This is a genomic window from Anaeromyxobacter sp., from assembly GCA_016718565.1.
Classification (GTDB): domain Bacteria; phylum Myxococcota; class Myxococcia; order Myxococcales; family Anaeromyxobacteraceae; genus JADKCZ01.
In genome coordinates this window covers 442,197-455,634 of the sequence record JADKCZ010000003.1, presented here as the reverse complement: position 1 = coordinate 455,634, position 13,438 = coordinate 442,197, and the positions used below count along the sequence as shown (strand labels likewise).

At 76.1% G+C, this 13,438-nt stretch carries 14 protein-coding genes; 6 read left to right on the top strand and 8 right to left on the bottom strand.

Going from position 1 to position 13,438, the window contains the following annotated elements; translation table 11 throughout:
- Positions 1–131: 131 nt before the first annotated feature.
- Complete coding sequence (locus IPO09_12105) at positions 132–659, bottom strand: hypothetical protein (GenBank protein ID MBK9518073.1); 528 nt, start codon at positions 657–659, stop codon at positions 132–134.
- Positions 660–831: 172 nt separating this feature from the next.
- On the opposite strand from IPO09_12105, the gene IPO09_12100 reads away from it, so the two are divergent.
- Complete coding sequence (locus IPO09_12100; GenBank protein ID MBK9518072.1) at positions 832–3,567, top strand: insulinase family protein; 2,736 nt, start codon at positions 832–834, stop codon at positions 3,565–3,567.
- 2 nt (positions 3,568–3,569) lie between these two features.
- On the opposite strand, the gene IPO09_12095 is transcribed toward IPO09_12100, so the two are convergent.
- From IPO09_12095 to IPO09_12080, 4 genes are read right to left on the bottom strand one after another with little or no spacing between them, the layout of a single operon-like run.
- On the bottom strand, positions 3,570–4,421 hold the full coding sequence (locus tag IPO09_12095) for a hypothetical protein (protein ID MBK9518071.1): 852 nt from the start codon (positions 4,419–4,421) through the stop codon (positions 3,570–3,572).
- Positions 4,418–5,479 carry a hypothetical protein gene (locus IPO09_12090; GenBank protein ID MBK9518070.1) on the bottom strand — a complete coding sequence of 354 codons (1,062 nt, stop codon included), beginning with the start codon at positions 5,477–5,479 and terminating at the stop codon, positions 4,418–4,420. Before IPO09_12090 ends, IPO09_12095 begins: the two co-directional genes overlap by 4 nt.
- Positions 5,476–6,231 carry an ATP-binding cassette domain-containing protein gene (locus IPO09_12085; GenBank protein MBK9518069.1) on the bottom strand — a complete coding sequence of 252 codons (756 nt, stop codon included), beginning with the start codon at positions 6,229–6,231 and terminating at the stop codon, positions 5,476–5,478. The genes IPO09_12090 and IPO09_12085 overlap by 4 nt, the downstream gene beginning before the upstream one ends.
- Positions 6,228–7,025: an ABC transporter permease gene (locus IPO09_12080; GenBank protein ID MBK9518068.1), complete on the bottom strand. Its 798-nt coding sequence runs from the start codon at positions 7,023–7,025 to the stop codon at positions 6,228–6,230. The genes IPO09_12085 and IPO09_12080 overlap by 4 nt, the downstream gene beginning before the upstream one ends.
- A 268-nt stretch (positions 7,026–7,293) precedes the next feature.
- Here IPO09_12080 and IPO09_12075 point away from each other — a divergent pair, with 268 nt between their 5' ends.
- Positions 7,294–7,617, top strand: a complete 324-nt coding sequence (locus IPO09_12075; protein MBK9518067.1) for a hypothetical protein — start codon at positions 7,294–7,296, stop codon at positions 7,615–7,617.
- Positions 7,618–7,666: 49 nt separating this feature from the next.
- The gene (locus IPO09_12070; GenBank protein ID MBK9518066.1) at positions 7,667–8,545 is read left to right on the top strand and encodes an RluA family pseudouridine synthase; all 879 of its coding nucleotides are present in this window, start codon (positions 7,667–7,669) and stop codon (positions 8,543–8,545) included.
- Between the two features lie 38 nt (positions 8,546–8,583).
- On the opposite strand, the gene IPO09_12065 is transcribed toward IPO09_12070, so the two are convergent.
- Both IPO09_12065 and IPO09_12060 read right to left on the bottom strand, forming a co-directional pair.
- Positions 8,584–9,024, bottom strand: a complete 441-nt coding sequence (locus IPO09_12065) for a PAS domain-containing protein (GenBank protein ID MBK9518065.1) — start codon at positions 9,022–9,024, stop codon at positions 8,584–8,586.
- Positions 9,025–9,060: 36 nt separating this feature from the next.
- Entirely contained in the window at positions 9,061–9,264 is a 204-nt protein-coding gene (locus IPO09_12060) for a hypothetical protein (protein MBK9518064.1), read from the bottom strand.
- 296 nt (positions 9,265–9,560) lie between these two features.
- Between IPO09_12060 and IPO09_12055 the strand changes: the two genes are divergently transcribed.
- Positions 9,561–11,579: a UvrD-helicase domain-containing protein gene (locus IPO09_12055; GenBank protein MBK9518063.1), complete on the top strand. Its 2,019-nt coding sequence runs from the start codon at positions 9,561–9,563 to the stop codon at positions 11,577–11,579.
- A 207-nt stretch (positions 11,580–11,786) separates the two neighbouring features.
- Here the strand turns inward: IPO09_12055 and IPO09_12050 are convergent, their stop codons facing one another.
- A complete protein-coding gene (locus tag IPO09_12050) occupies positions 11,787–12,368 on the bottom strand; it encodes a 4Fe-4S binding protein (protein MBK9518062.1) in 582 nt (193 codons plus the stop codon).
- A 222-nt stretch (positions 12,369–12,590) separates the two neighbouring features.
- Between IPO09_12050 and rplM the strand changes: the two genes are divergently transcribed.
- Both rplM and rpsI read left to right on the top strand, forming a co-directional pair.
- Entirely contained in the window at positions 12,591–13,037 is a 447-nt protein-coding gene (rplM, locus tag IPO09_12045) for a 50S ribosomal protein L13 (GenBank protein MBK9518061.1), read from the top strand.
- A gap of 7 nt (positions 13,038–13,044) precedes the next feature.
- Entirely contained in the window at positions 13,045–13,437 is a 393-nt protein-coding gene (gene rpsI / locus IPO09_12040) for a 30S ribosomal protein S9 (protein MBK9518060.1), read from the top strand.
- The last annotated feature ends 1 nt before the right edge of the window (position 13,438 follow it).

The following is a 13,438-nucleotide window of genomic DNA, read 5'->3' as shown; positions in this document are numbered from 1 at the left end:
TCGGGAGGCCATTCAGCAAGGACCGGGCCGGAGGCCCCGAAATGCAAGTGCCCGGGATCACGAGGAGCCCGGGCACCTACACGGCAGGTTCTGCAGCCCCCTGGGTCAGCGACGGGGGGGTCCGACCGCGATCAGAAGAGCTTCCACTTCAGCTTGGCGCCGAGCGTCACGTGCAGGGTGCAGGCGACCCGGGCGCCCTCCGCGCCGCTGCCGGCCACGTAGATGGAGAACCGGCCGTTCCCGTTGAAGGCGTCCCGCACGAAGCCGTTCAGCTCCGGGGTCGGGTCGAGCACGATGGTGTTCCCGACCACCACCGGCTCGGCCGTCCAGGTGCCGATGCGGACGCTGCCGGCGGCCGTCGGCGAGCTGGCGCCCTCGGGCAGCAGCCAGGCCTCGCCGCTCACGGCGGTGGCGGTGTTGCCCCCGTCCACCACCGAGACCACCGCGGTGGCCTCCTCGATGGAGAGGGAGTCGATCTTGTTGCGCTGCTTCCAGGCGCTGCCGGCCTCGGCCGACAGGTCGTAGCTCGCCAGCGAGCTGCCTGCGTTGACGGTGGAGTCCACCGTGAGGTCCTTCTCGATGGAGAAGTCGACCGTGCCGCCGCAGGCGGTGAGGGCGAGCGAGGCGGCGAGGGCGACGAGGGAGTGGGTGAGGTTCATGGGCGGTCCTCCGTGAGGCCGCGGGAGGCGGCCCAGGACGGACATCATACGACTCCGGGTCCAGGCCAGGTGTCCCACGACCGTGGCCACCGGTCAGGGGATCCCCGGACGGGCCGCGCCTTCGGGGGGGACACCCCCTAGAATCCGCCCTCACCCTCGAGAGGAGCCCCCGATGCCCACCCGCCTCGCGCTCGCCCTGGCGCTGGTCCTGGCCGCCGCCGCCGCGCCCGCCCAGGAGATCCCGGACATCCCCTTCACCACCTTCCGCCTGCAGAACGGGCTGACGCTGGTGGTGCACGAGGACCACAAGGCGCCCATCGTGGCCGTCAACGTCTGGTACCACGTGGGCTCCAAGAACGAGCGCCCCGGCCGCACCGGCTTCGCCCACCTCTTCGAGCACCTGGTCTTCAACGGCTCGGAGCACTTCAACGACGACTACTTCAAGGTGCTGGAGCGGCTCGGCGCCACCGACATGAACGGCACCACCGACACCGACCGGACCAACTACTTCCAGAACGTGCCGGTGGCCTCGCTCGACACGGTGCTCTGGATGGAGTCCGACCGCATGGGCCACCTGCTCGGCGCCATCGACCAGGCCAGGCTCGACGAGCAGCGCGGGGTGGTCCAGAACGAGAAGCGCCAGCGCGACAACCAGCCGTACGGGCGGGTCTACGACCTGATGGCGCCGCTCCAGTACCCCCCGGGCCACCCGTACTCCTGGACCACCATCGGCTCGATGGAGGACCTGAACGCCGCCTCGCTCGACGACGTGAAGACCTGGTTCAAGACCTGGTACGGCCCCTCCAACGCCACCCTGGTGGTGGCGGGCGACGTGAAGCCCGAGGACGTCAAGGCCAGGGTCGAGCGCTTCTTCGGCGACCTCCCGCCGGGCCCCCCGCTCGACCGGCCGGCCGTCTGGGTGGCCAAGCGCACCGGGGAGCAGCGCCAGGAGCTGCAGGACCGGGTGCCGCAGGCCCGCGTCTACCTCAGCTGGAACACCCCGGAGTGGGGCGCCCCCGACGGCGACCTGCTCGACCTGGCCGGGCAGGTGCTCTCCTCCGGCAAGACCTCGCGCCTCTACAAGCGGCTGGTCTACGACGAGCAGATCGCCACCAGCGTCATGGCGGGCCAGTGGACCCGCGAGCTCGGCTCCAGCTTCATGATCGTGGCCACCGTGAAGCCGGGCGGCGATCCCGCCGCCGTGGAGCGGGCGGCGCGCCAGGAGCTCTCGCGCCTCATCGCCCAGGGGCCGACCAAGGACGAGGTGGCGCGGGCCCGCACCGAGCAGGTGGCCGGCTTCATCCGCGGGGTCGAGCGGATCGGCGGCTTCGGGGGGAAGTCCGACGTGCTGGCGGAGAACCAGGTCTACGGGGGCGATCCGGGGGCCTACCGGGCGCGCCTGCAGCGGGCGCTGGCGGCCACCCCGGCCGAGATCCAGGGCGCGGCGCGGCGCTGGCTCTCCGACGGCCTGCACGTGATGACCGTGACCCCGTTCCCCGAGCTGGCGGCCGGGGCGGGCGGCGCGGATCGCAGCCGGCGGCCGGAGCCCGGCCCGCAGCCGGGGGCGGCGCTGCCGGCGCTGCAGCGCGCCACCCTCTCGAACGGGCTCGAGCTGGTGGTGGCCGAGCGCCACGAGATCCCGGTGGTCACCCTCGACCTGGTGGTGGACGCCGGCTACGCCTCCGACGCGGGCGGCAAGGCGGGCACGGCCAAGCTGGCCGCCAACATGCTCGACGAGGGGACGCGCCGCCGCAGCGCCCTGCAGCTCTCCGAGGCGCTGCAGCGGCTCGGGGCCGGCCTCTCCTCCGGCTCCAACCTCGACCAGACCACCGTCTCGCTCGACGCCCTCAAGGCCAACCTGGACGCCTCCCTCGACCTCTTCGCCGACGTGGTGCTCGAGCCCAGCTTCCCGCAGGCCGACTTCGACCGGCTCCAGAAGCAGCAGGCCGCCGCCATCGGGCAGGAGCTGGCGCAGCCCAACGGGGTGGCCATGCGGGTGGTGCCGGCGCTGATCTTCGGGAAGACCCACCCCTACGGCAACCCGCTCACCGGCTCCGGCACGGCCGCCTCGGTGGCCTCCATCACGCGCGCCGACGTGGTCGCCTGGCACCAGGCCTGGTTCAAGCCGGGCGGCGCCACGCTGGTGGTGGTGGGCGACACCACCCTGGCCGAGATCCGGCCGAAGCTGGAGCGGCTGCTGGCCGGCTGGAAGGCCGGCCGCTCCCCCAAGCAGCCCATCGGGCAGGGCACGCCCCCCTCGGCCGGCCTCTACCTCATCGACCGGCCGGGCGCGCCCCAGTCGCTCATCCTCATGGGCACGGTGGCGCCGCCGCGGCGCCCCGGACCGGACGTGGCGCAGGAGGTGATGAACACCATCCTGGGCGGCCAGTTCACCTCCCGCCTCAACATGAACCTGCGGGAGGAGAAGCACTGGTCCTACGGCGCGCGCACCGTGCTGCTCGGCACCTCGGGCCCCCGCCCCTACCTCGGCTTCGCGCCGGTGCAGTCCGACAAGACGGCCGAGGCGCTGGCCGAGTTCACGCGGGAGCTGCGCGGCATCCGCGGCGAGCGGCCGGTGACCGCCGACGAGCTCCACGCCGCCCAGTCCAACCTGACGCTCTCGCTGCCCGGCCAGTGGGAGACGGCCCGGGCGGTGGCCGGCTCGATCGGCGAGATCGTCCGCTTCCGCCTGGGGGACGACTACTTCGCCGGCTACGCCGACCGGGTCCGGGCGGTCACGCTGGCCGACGTGGCCGAGGCGGCCAGGCTGCTGCAGCCGTCCGAGACGGTCTGGGTGGTGGTGGGCGACCGGGCCAAGGTGGAGGCCGGCCTGAAGGCGCTGGGCCTCGGCGACCCGAGGCTGCTCGACGCCGACGGGAGGCCGCTCCCGCCGGGCACGGTGAAGTAGCGCTACGGGCTGGCCGGGGCCGCCGCCACCCCGGCGGCCTCGGCGGCGGCCTCGGTCTCGGCCGCCGCCACCCCGCGCCGGCCCAGGCCCAGGGCCACCGCCGCGGCCCGCCGGTGCAGGTCGGCGGCCAGGGCGGCGCCGGCCGGGTCGGCGCCGGCCAGGCGCGCCGCCGCCCGCAGCGCCGTGAGCAGCCCGGCCCGGTCGTCGGCCGCCGCCAGCGGCGCCAGCGCGGCCTGGTAGGACCGGCGCGCCTCGGCGGTGTGGCCCTCCCGCTCCGCCAGCCGCGCCCGGTTGAGGGCCAGCGGCCCGGCCACCTCTGGCGCCGCCCCGGCCAGCGCCTCTGCCGCGGCCAGGCGCCGGCGCGCCTCGTCGGGCGGCGCCAGCGCGGCCAGCCCCACCTCGGCCAGCGCCCCGGCCACCCGGTCGTCGGCCAGGGCGGCCAGCGCCCCGGCCTCGCGCAGGGCACCCGCCACGCCGTCCGATCCGGACCCGGCCACTTGCCGGGCGCGCGCCAGCCCGAGCAGCGCCCGCGCCGCCAGCGCCGGGTTGCCCGCCGCCCGGGCCTGTCCGGCCGCGCGCTCGAGCGGCTCGAGGGCGCCGGCGGCGTCGCCGGCGGCCAGCAGCGCCAGCCCGTGGCGGCAGGCGGCGTCGGCGGCCAGCGCCGGGCGGTCGCCGCTGGCGGCGGTCCGCGAGGCCCGGGCGAAGAGGGCGGCCGCGGTGCGCGGGTCGTCGTGGCGGCGCGCCGTCTCGGCGGCGGCGCGTTGCCGCTCGGCCAGCTGCTCGGCGGGCGGCGGGCGCGGGGTGGCGCAGCCGGCCAGCAGGGCGGCGCCGAGCAGCAGGGCGGTGCGCCTCACGGCGACACCCCCGCCGGGGAGGCGCGCGGCGCCACGCTGGTCGGAGGGTCGTCCTCCACCGGCAGGTCGAGCACCGCCGGCGGCACCGGCAGGCCCGGCGCCGGCGCCGCGCCGCGCAGCAGCCAGTGCTCGTTGACCAGCTCCAGCGACCGGGTGGCCTGCAGCACCAGCACCTGCACCTGGCCGAAGAGCGCCTCCAGGTCCTCGCCCCGGGCGCGCGCCCGCGTGGCCAGCTCGCCGGCCTGCGTGGCCAGGGTGGCCGAGGCGCCCACCAGGGCGTCGAGCTTGGCCCAGCTGGCGTGCAGGTCGGCCAGCACCTCGGCGGTCCGGTCGTAGAGGGCCGCGTCGGTGACCAGCCGGCCGGCGGTGCCGCGCCCCTCCCGCACCCCGCGCAGCAAGGCCTCCGCCTCGGCCAGCACCCCGGCCGCCCTGGCGACCGCCTGCTCGCGCTCCACCGCCTGGGCCAGCCGGTCGAGCGACCGGACCAGCCGGTCGGCGTGGCCCGCCGTGCCGGCCCGCTGCACCTCGCCCAGGATGGCGTCGCTGCGGTCCAGGATCGACTGGGTGCGCGCCAGCACGGCCGGCAGCTGCTCGCGGAGCTGCTCGACCGCCTCGCGCGCCTTGACGGCCGGGTCGCCCTCGGCCACGCCCGCCAGCACCTGCCCCTCCGGCCAGGGCGCCGGCTCGCCGCCCGGGTCGAGCTCGATGCCGAGCTCGCCCACCAGGCCGGCCAGCGGCACCCGCAGGGTGGCCCGGGCGTCGGCCCGCAGCACCTCCAGCGCGGCCCGCACCAGCGAGAGGCGCGCCGTGATGAGGCCGCCGCCGCGGCTGGCCGCCACCACCGTGCCCACCGCGTCGCCCGCCAGCCGCACCGGCACCCCGGGGCGCAGCACCGCCGCCTGGGCCGCCGGGAAGGTGACGGTCAGCTCGGCCCGCTCGTCGAAGAGCCCGCGGCCGCGGCCCACCAGCACCAGCGCGGCCAGCAGCAGCACCAGGGCGACCAGGACGAAGACGCCGACGGCCTCGCGGACGTGGCGCAGCGGGGCGGCGGAGCTCATGGCGGGTTCACCTGGAGATCGAGGTGCCGGGCGCCGAGGGCGGCGGCCAGCGCGGGGTCGGGGGAGGTGACGAGCAGGGCGTGGCCCGGGTGGCCGGCCCAGGCGGCCAGGTCGGCGGCCAGGGCGGCGCTGGCCGCCTCGTCGAGGTCGTCGAGCGGGTCGTCGAGGAGCAGCAGCGCGGGGTCGAGGACCACGGCGCGCGCCAGCGCCAGCCGGCGGCGCACCGGCAGCGGCGCGTGCTCGGGGCGGACGTCGGGCGCGTCGGCCAGCCCGAAGCGGGCCAGGGCCGCCGCCTCCCGGGCCGCCAGGGCCTCCTCGCCCTCCCGGTGACCAAGGTGGAACTCGAGCGGCAACCGCAGGTTCTCGCGCAGCGTCAGGTTGGCCAGCAGCGCCCCGTCGCGCGGCAGCCAGCCGACGCGGGCCAGGAGCCCCGCCGCCTCGCGGCGCCGCAGCGCGGACGGGTCCTGTCCCAGCAGCCGCACCGTGCCGGCACGCGGGCGGGCCAGGCCGAGCAGGGCGCGCAGCACCGCCGCGCCGGCCTCGGTGGGGCCGTGCAGCTGGAGCGCCTGGCCGGGCCGGAGCGCCAGGTCGAGGCCGCGCACCAGCGGGCCGCCGTCCGGGCCGTCGAGGGCCAGCCCGGCCGCCTCCAGGCACGGCGCCAGGGCGGGCTGGTCGACGGCCGGCCTGCCGGAGGGCCGCGCGGCCGCCTCCGCTGCGGCGCCTGGCGCCAGGGTGGCCGCGCGCTCGCTCACCCGAGGTAGAGGAAGAGCGAGACCAGCGTGTTCCAGCCGTAGGCCAGCGTGGTGGCGCGGACCACCGTGGCGGTCACGGCCGGCGGCACGTCGGTGGTGCTGCGCCAGGCCGAGAGCCCCTCGTGGCAGGCCACCGCGGCGATGACCAGGCCCGGCACCAGCGTCTTGGCGAGCAGGGCGGCGGCGTCGGTGGCCTCGAGCGCCCGGGTCACCTGCCCGAGCAGCGCCCACGGCGGGGGGCCTCCCAGGAGCGGCGAGAGGGCGGCGCTGGCCGCCAGCGTGCCGGCCAGGAAGAGCACCGTCAGGCCGGCCAGGGCCACCGCGGTGCCGAGCAGGCGCGGCACCACCAGGTACTCGAAGGGATCGACCCCCATGCCGGCCAGGGTCTCCACCTCGCCGTCCACCCGCATGGTGGCCAGCTCCGCGGCCATGGCGGTGCCGCTGCGGGCCACCACGATGGTCGTGGCCACCAGCGGCCCGAGCTCGCGCACCAGCACCACCACCAGCAGCGTGCCGAGCACCTCGCCGCCGGCCGCCGCCGACCAGTGGGCCTGCACCGCCACCGCCACGGCCACCATGAGCGCCAGCACCAGGGCGAAGGGCACGGCCAGGACGCCGGTGAAGTAGACCTGCCGCAGGAAGACCTGGCGCACCGCCGGCCGCAGCCGGCCCCCGCTGGCGAGCAGCACCAGCAGCGCCTCGCCGAGCAGCGCGGAGAGCCGGACGGCGTACCGGGCGGCGGCCACCACCGGGGTGCCCACCGCGCGGGCCACGGCGCGCATCCGGCTCGGCATCCCGGCCATCCCACCCTGCGCTCCGGATGCCGTCAAGCCGGTGGGGAAGGGGGGGGCGGTGGCCCGGCCACGAGGCCCCTGGCCGGGTCGTGCGCCTGCGCGCACCGGAGGTGAGGGGCGTCGGGCACCCCGGCGCCGCGTCGGGAGGGCCCGACAGCGGCCGTGCCAACCCCCTGGAAAGACGGCGCCCGTCGGCTGGCCTGCCGGCTGCACTCCCGAGGACCAGGAGGCCGGCTGGGCGGCCCCGGAACCGAAAGAGGAGACGGCCATGACGACCACGACCAAGCTCGAGAAGAAGACCTTCCCTCTCGTCGGCGCCGGCGTCGGCCTGGTGGCCTTCCTGGCGGTGGGCCTGCTCCCCTCGCTGCTCTACGGCGGCTACGCCGGGGTGCTGCTGGCCAGCGGGGTCTTCGGCGCGCCGGTGGGCGCCTCCTTCGCGGTGCGGGCGCTCATCGTCTTCGGGATGGTGCTGGGCGTGACCTCGGTGGCCGCCCTCTTCGCGGTGGCGGGCGCGGCCGCCGGCGCGGTGGTGGGCGCCCTGACCCGCGGCCACGGCACCCACCACGAGGCCGGCGGGGCCGGCAAGGTCTAGGCGGGGGGGGGGGCGTCGCGGCGGGCGGCCCGTGGTAGACCGCCCCCGCATGCCTCCCCAGACCATCACGGTGGCGCCCGAGGACGCCGGCCAGCGGCTCGACCGCTGGCTGGTGCGCCGGCTCGGACTGCCGGCGGACGGCGTGCGGGCGCTCTGCCAGGCCGGCCAGGTCCGCATCCGGGGCAAGGCCTGCTCCCCGCTGCGGCGCCTCTACGGCGGCGAGGAGGTGGCGGTGGAGCGGCCGGCGGCGCGCCCCGCCGTGGCGCTCGGGCCCGCCCTGCCGGTGCTGCACGACGACCCGGCCTGCCTGGTGGTGGACAAGCCGGCCGACCTGGCGGTGGAGCCGGCCGGCCCGCGCTCGGCCTCGGTGGTGGGCGCGGCCTCCCGCCTGGGCCACTTCGACGTGGCGGGGCAGGCGCTGCCGGGGCTGGCGCACCGGCTCGACCGCGACACCACCGGCTGCCTGCTGCTGGCCCGCACCGACGCGGCGCTGCAGGCGCTGCGGGGCGCCTTCGAGGCCGGCCAGGTGGAGAAGCGCTACCTGGCGCTGGTGCGGGGCGCGCCCCCCGAGCACGGGGTGCTCGACACGCCCTATGGCCGCCGCCCCGACGACGCGCGCCGCTTCACCACCCTGGTGGCCTCGCCGCGCCGGGCCCGGCTCACCTTCTGGGTGGCGCGGCGGCTGCGCGGCGCGGTCCTGCTCGAGGTGGCGCTCGACACCGGGCGGACCCACCAGATCCGCGTGCAGCTGGCCGAGGCCGGGTTCCCGGTGCTGGGCGACGCCACCTACGGGGTGGTCTCGCCGGTCATCGGGCGGCAGGCGCTGCACGCCGAGCGGCTCACCTTCCCGTCGCCGGCGGGGGGGAGGGTGGTGGCGCGCGCGCCGCTGCCGGCCGATCTCGAGGCCGCGCTGGCCGCCCTGGCCTGAGCCCGTGGGCCCCGGCCGGGCGCCTGGCCGCAGCCCGCTCAGCCCGGGGTGACGGTGCGCAGCTGCGTCAGCTCGCTGATGTCCTCCACCGTGAGGACGCAGAGCCGGATCCGCGTCACCTCGATGGGCGAGGCGGAGATCAGCACCGTGAGCGGCACCACCCGGCCGTCCCGGTGCAGCTCCACCCGCGTCTGGCGCCGCACCACGCCGCCGGTGGCGAAGGCCGCCTCCACCGAGCCGCGCAGGACGCAGTCGCCGCAGTGGGCGCCGCGGCCGCAGCCGTCGGGGTGGTCGGTGGCGTGGACGCAGTGGAGCAGCTCGCCGCCGCGCTTGAGGAGCCCACGCACCAGGTCCTCCCCCGGCCCGAGCAGCGCGCGGGCCGCCCGGTTGGCCATGTGGACGCGCACGTCGTCGTCCACCAGGAAGGTGGGGGCGGGGAAGGCCTCGAAGACCTGGGACAGCAGCGCGGCTTCCGGCACGTGACCCTCTCGGTGGTGCGCTCGCACGGGCTCGACTCAGCAGCTCCCCGAGGCCTGGGCCTCCAGCGAGCGCCCGTTCGGCAGCAGCCAGTGGGGTGGGGCCTCGCCGCGCGCCGCCAGGGAGAAGCGAGCGCAGGACTGGAAGCGGCCGTCGCAGTAGCGGTCGCTCCAGATGCGCAGCGAGGGCCGCCCGGTGAAGAGCTTGACCACCGCGCAGGTGCTCGACTGTGTGCAGGACATCGTCCCCCTCGGTGCCATCGACGGTGCTGGAGCACCAGCCCCTGCAACGGCCTTGCCCAATCGAAAGCCAGGGCGAAGCGGGGCGTCCTGCCGCAGGCCGGGTGTGCGCAAGCCCCCGTCCTGTCACTGGAACCGGGTCGACGAGGCCGATCCGCGGGTCATCCCCCCGGGTCGGCGGCGAACCGGGGGTGCGGCGGCACAGGGGTGGGCGCGGGACAGCCGCGGGCGGGTGCGGTGCGCCGCCCTGTCAAGTCTTGTCCTGCCCGGCGCGGCATGGGACAAGGCGCCTCCCCGCGATGATCGACCTCTCGACGCTCAACCCGCCCCAGCGCGAGGCGGTGGTCACCACCGAGGGGCCGCTCCTGGTGCTGGCCGGGGCGGGCTCAGGCAAGACCCGCGTCATCGCCCACCGGGTGGCCTGGCTGCTCATCCAGGGCGTCGCCCCCGAGCAGGTGCTGGCCGTCACCTTCACCAACAAGGCCTCGCGCGAGATGCGGGAGCGGGTCACCCACCTGGCCGGCCCGCCCGGCGCCGACGTCTTCGTCTCCACCTTCCACTCCTTCGGGCTCTGGCTGCTCGGCGAGGAGCACCTGGCGGCCGGGCTCCCGAGGCGCTTCGCCATCGCCGACGCCGGCGACCAGGCCGCCCTGGTGAAGCGCTGCATGCGGGAGGTGAAGGTGGACGACCGGGCCTTCGACCCGCGCCGCGTCCTCTGGCAGATCTCCAAGGCCAAGAACGCCCTCCAGAAGAAGATCGTGCCGCGGCCGGAGGGGCAGGGGGACGACTACGACCTCATCGCCGCCGAGGTCTTCCCGCGCTACCAGCTGGCGCTGCGGGCCCAGCGGGCGGTGGACTTCGACGACCTGATCGCCCGCCCGGTGGAGCTGCTCAAGAAGGACCCGGCACTGCGGCAGAAGTACCAGGCCCGCTTCAGCCACCTGCTGGTGGACGAGTACCAGGACACCAACCTGTGCCAGCTCGAGCTGCTCAAGCTGGTGGCCGGGACGCGCCAGAACGTCTGCGCCGTGGGCGACGACGACCAGGCCATCTACGGCTGGCGGGGCGCCGAGGTGAAGAACATCCTGCGCTACGGGCGGCACTTCCCGGGCGCCAAGGAGGTGCGGCTGGAGCAGAACTACCGCTCCACCGGCCGCATCCTGGCCTGCGCCAACGGCGTCATCGGCCAGAACGCCGATCGCAAGGCCAAGAAGCTCTGGACCGCCGAGGGCCCCGGCGCGCCGGTGCGGGTGGCGGCCTGCCTGGGCGAGGAGGAGGAGGCCCACTTCGTGGCCTCGGAGATCGCCCGGCTGCGCGGCGAGGGGCGGCCCTGGCGCCACTTCGCGGTGCTCTACCGGCTCAACGCGCAGTCGCGCCCGGTGGAGGAGGCGCTGCGCGAGGCGCAGATGCCCCACCAGGTGCACGGCGGCTCGGCCTTCTTCGATCGGGCCGAGGTGCGCGACCTGCTGGCCTACCTCAAGGTCTGCTTCTCCCCGGAGGACGAGACCTCGCTGGCCCGCATCGTCAACGTGCCGGCGCGCGGCATCGGCGACGCCACCCTCGAGAAGGTGCACGCCTTCGCGGTGCAGCAGGGGCTGCACCTCTTCGAGGCGCTGCGCCGCGCCGCCGAGGCGCCCGGCCTGCCGCGCGGCGCGCCGGAGAAGATCGCCGAGTTCGTGGCGCTGGTGGAGCGCGCCCGCGAGCGGTTCAAGACCGGCCGGCCGGCCGAGGCGGCCCGCGCCCTGGTGGCCGAGATCGACCTCTACGCCTGGGCCCGCCTGAGCGTGCAGTCGGCCGAGGCCGGGCAGCGCAAGGTGGACGGCATCGACGGCATCCTGCGCTCGCTCGACTGGTACCAGGAGCGCACCAAGCGCCCCTCGCTGGCGACCTGGCTGCAGCGGCTCATGCTCGACAGCCGGGACGAGGAGGATCCGGCCGCCGACGACGGGGTGGCGCTGATGACCCTGCACGCCGCCAAGGGGCTCGAGTTCCCGGTGGTCTTCCTGGTGGGGCTCGAGGAGGACCTCCTGCCCTGCGCCGGCATCCAGGGCGAGGCCCGCGACCTCGACGAGGAGCGGCGCCTGGCCTACGTGGGCATCACCCGGGCGCGCGAGGTGCTCTACCTGACCCGCGCCACCCAGCGGGTGAAGCGCGGCCAGGTGCTGGCGCGCACGCCCTCGCGCTTCCTCGCCGACCTGCCCAAGGACGCCCACGAGGTGGTGGACCCCGACGCCCAGCCCGCCGCGCCGGAGGAGGTGGCCGCCCACGCCGGCAGCGTGCTCGAGGCCCTGCGGGCCAGGCTGGCGGGGGCGAAGTAGGGGCCGCAGGTGGACGCGGGTACCCCCTCACCCCTGGCCTCTCCCCGGAGGGGAGAGGGGGCAGACAGGGTGGGCCTCTCCCCCTTGCCCACGGAGAAGCGCAGGGCTCGTCCGCTCGAGCCCCCTCTCCCCCAGCTTGCTGGGGGAGAGGGCTGGGGTGAGGGGGCCGGTGCGTTCCTCCGGCCCGTCCGCCGGGGCCGACACTGGCTACCCGGGGACCGGCGTGAGCGCCGGCCCGATGGCGCGCCCGCGGCACAGCGGGGCGCACCGCCCGCAGCCGGTGCACACCGCGGGGTCGATCACCAGCGCCTCCCCGCCCTGGTCGGAGATGGCCGGGCACCCCAGCCCCAGGCAGCCGCCGCAGCGGTTGCAGCGAGCCTCGTGGATGGCCAGCGGCGCGGCGCGGGCCGCCCCGAGCACGCAAGGGGCCACCGCCACCAGCACCGTCAGGCCTGGCCCCTCGAGCGCGCGGCGCAGCGCCGCCTCCACCTCGGGGAGGGCGCCGGGGTGGATCCGCTCCACCCGGGCCGGCCCGGCCGGCCAGCCGGGGCGGGCCGTGAGCGCCGGCTCGTCCGGGCCGGCCAGCACCAGCAGGCGGGCCTCGCCGCGCACCGCCTCGGCCAGGTGGAGCCCGTGGCCCGGCTCGCAGGAGAGCCGCCCCTCGGCCGCCACCCCGCTGCGCCTGAGCGCCCGCAGCAGGCCGAGCTGGGGGCAGCCGGCGCAGGCCGGATCGACCTGGGGGCGGTGATCGGCGCGGGCGCGCGCCTGGGGGGTGGGACGGGGCTCCACGGGTGGCCGGAGGATAGTCGGGCGGGGTGCGGCGGGGCCAATCGACCGGCCTCGCGGGAAAGCGCTGGAGATCCCCGGGCGTTCCGGCTAGGGTGCGCCTCCCTTCGGGGTCCCGGTCCGGCCGGGCGGCCCCGTGGCCGGCGTTCCCCTGGTCCCCTTGACAAGGAATCGTCCTTCCTCTAGAAGGCGCCTTTCAATTTACCGGAAACATCAGGTCTTTCCATGCCCAAAGCTACCCACAGCGCGACCAAGCAAGAGGCCCTCGCGGGCCGCCAGTGGTGGGTGGTCGACGGCGCCGACAAGACGGTCGGCCGCCTCGCCACCCGCATCGCCACGATCCTCAAGGGCAAGCACAAGCCCAGCTACACGCCGTCCATCGACACGGGCGACTTCGTGGTCGTGGTCAACGCCGGCAAGGTGAAGTTCACGGGGAAGAAGGAGACGGACAAGACCTTCTTCACGCACTCCATGCACCCGGGCGGCGAGAAGCTGACGCCGATGGACAAGCTCCGCGCGCGCCACCCCGAGGACATCATCGTCAACGCCGTGCGCCGCATGCTGCCCCGCAGCGCGCTGGGCCGCCAGATGATGACCAAGCTCAAGGTGTACGCGAGCGACACCCACCCGCACGCCGCGCAGAAGCCGCAGGCGCTCGCCGCTTCGAAGTGAGGAACTGATGCCCACCCTGGCAAAGATGACCGTCGGCCGCCGTAAGGAGTCCGTGGCGCGGGTGCGCCTCGTCCCCGGCACCGGCAACGTCACCATCAACGGCCGCACCATGGATCAGTACTTCGGTCGCGAGACCTCGAAGATGATCCTGATCGAGCCGCTCAAGCTGGTCGACCAGCTCGGCAAGGTGGACGTCTTCGCCACCGCCAACGGCGGCGGGCTCTCCGGCCAGGCCGGCGCCATCCGCCACGGCATCAGCCGGGCCCTCTGCAACCTGGACGTGGCCTTCCGGCCGGTCCTCAAGAAGGCCGGCTTCCTGACCCGCGACGCCCGCGCCGTCGAGCGCAAGAAGTACGGCCGTCCGGGCGCCCGCAAGCGCTTCCAGTTCAGCAAGCGCTAGC

Excerpts from the sequence above, each read along its gene's own strand:
- IPO09_12060 (MBK9518064.1), bottom strand. The coding sequence starts at position 9,264 with ATGTCCTGCACACAGTCGAGCACCTGCGCGGTGGTCAAGCTCTTCACC.
- IPO09_12105 (MBK9518073.1), bottom strand. The coding sequence starts at position 659 with ATGAACCTCACCCACTCCCTCGTCGCCCTCGCCGCCTCGCTCGCCCTC.
- rpsI (MBK9518060.1), top strand. The coding sequence starts at position 13,045 with ATGCCCACCCTGGCAAAGATGACCGTCGGCCGCCGTAAGGAGTCCGTG.
- IPO09_12100 (MBK9518072.1), top strand. The coding sequence starts at position 832 with ATGCCCACCCGCCTCGCGCTCGCCCTGGCGCTGGTCCTGGCCGCCGCC.
- IPO09_12090 (MBK9518070.1), bottom strand. The coding sequence starts at position 5,479 with ATGAGCTCCGCCGCCCCGCTGCGCCACGTCCGCGAGGCCGTCGGCGTC.
- IPO09_12055 (MBK9518063.1), top strand. The coding sequence starts at position 9,561 with ATGATCGACCTCTCGACGCTCAACCCGCCCCAGCGCGAGGCGGTGGTC.
- IPO09_12080 (MBK9518068.1), bottom strand. The coding sequence starts at position 7,025 with ATGCCGAGCCGGATGCGCGCCGTGGCCCGCGCGGTGGGCACCCCGGTG.
- IPO09_12070 (MBK9518066.1), top strand. The coding sequence starts at position 7,667 with ATGCCTCCCCAGACCATCACGGTGGCGCCCGAGGACGCCGGCCAGCGG.
- IPO09_12075 (MBK9518067.1), top strand. The coding sequence starts at position 7,294 with ATGACGACCACGACCAAGCTCGAGAAGAAGACCTTCCCTCTCGTCGGC.
- rplM (MBK9518061.1), top strand. The coding sequence starts at position 12,591 with ATGCCCAAAGCTACCCACAGCGCGACCAAGCAAGAGGCCCTCGCGGGC.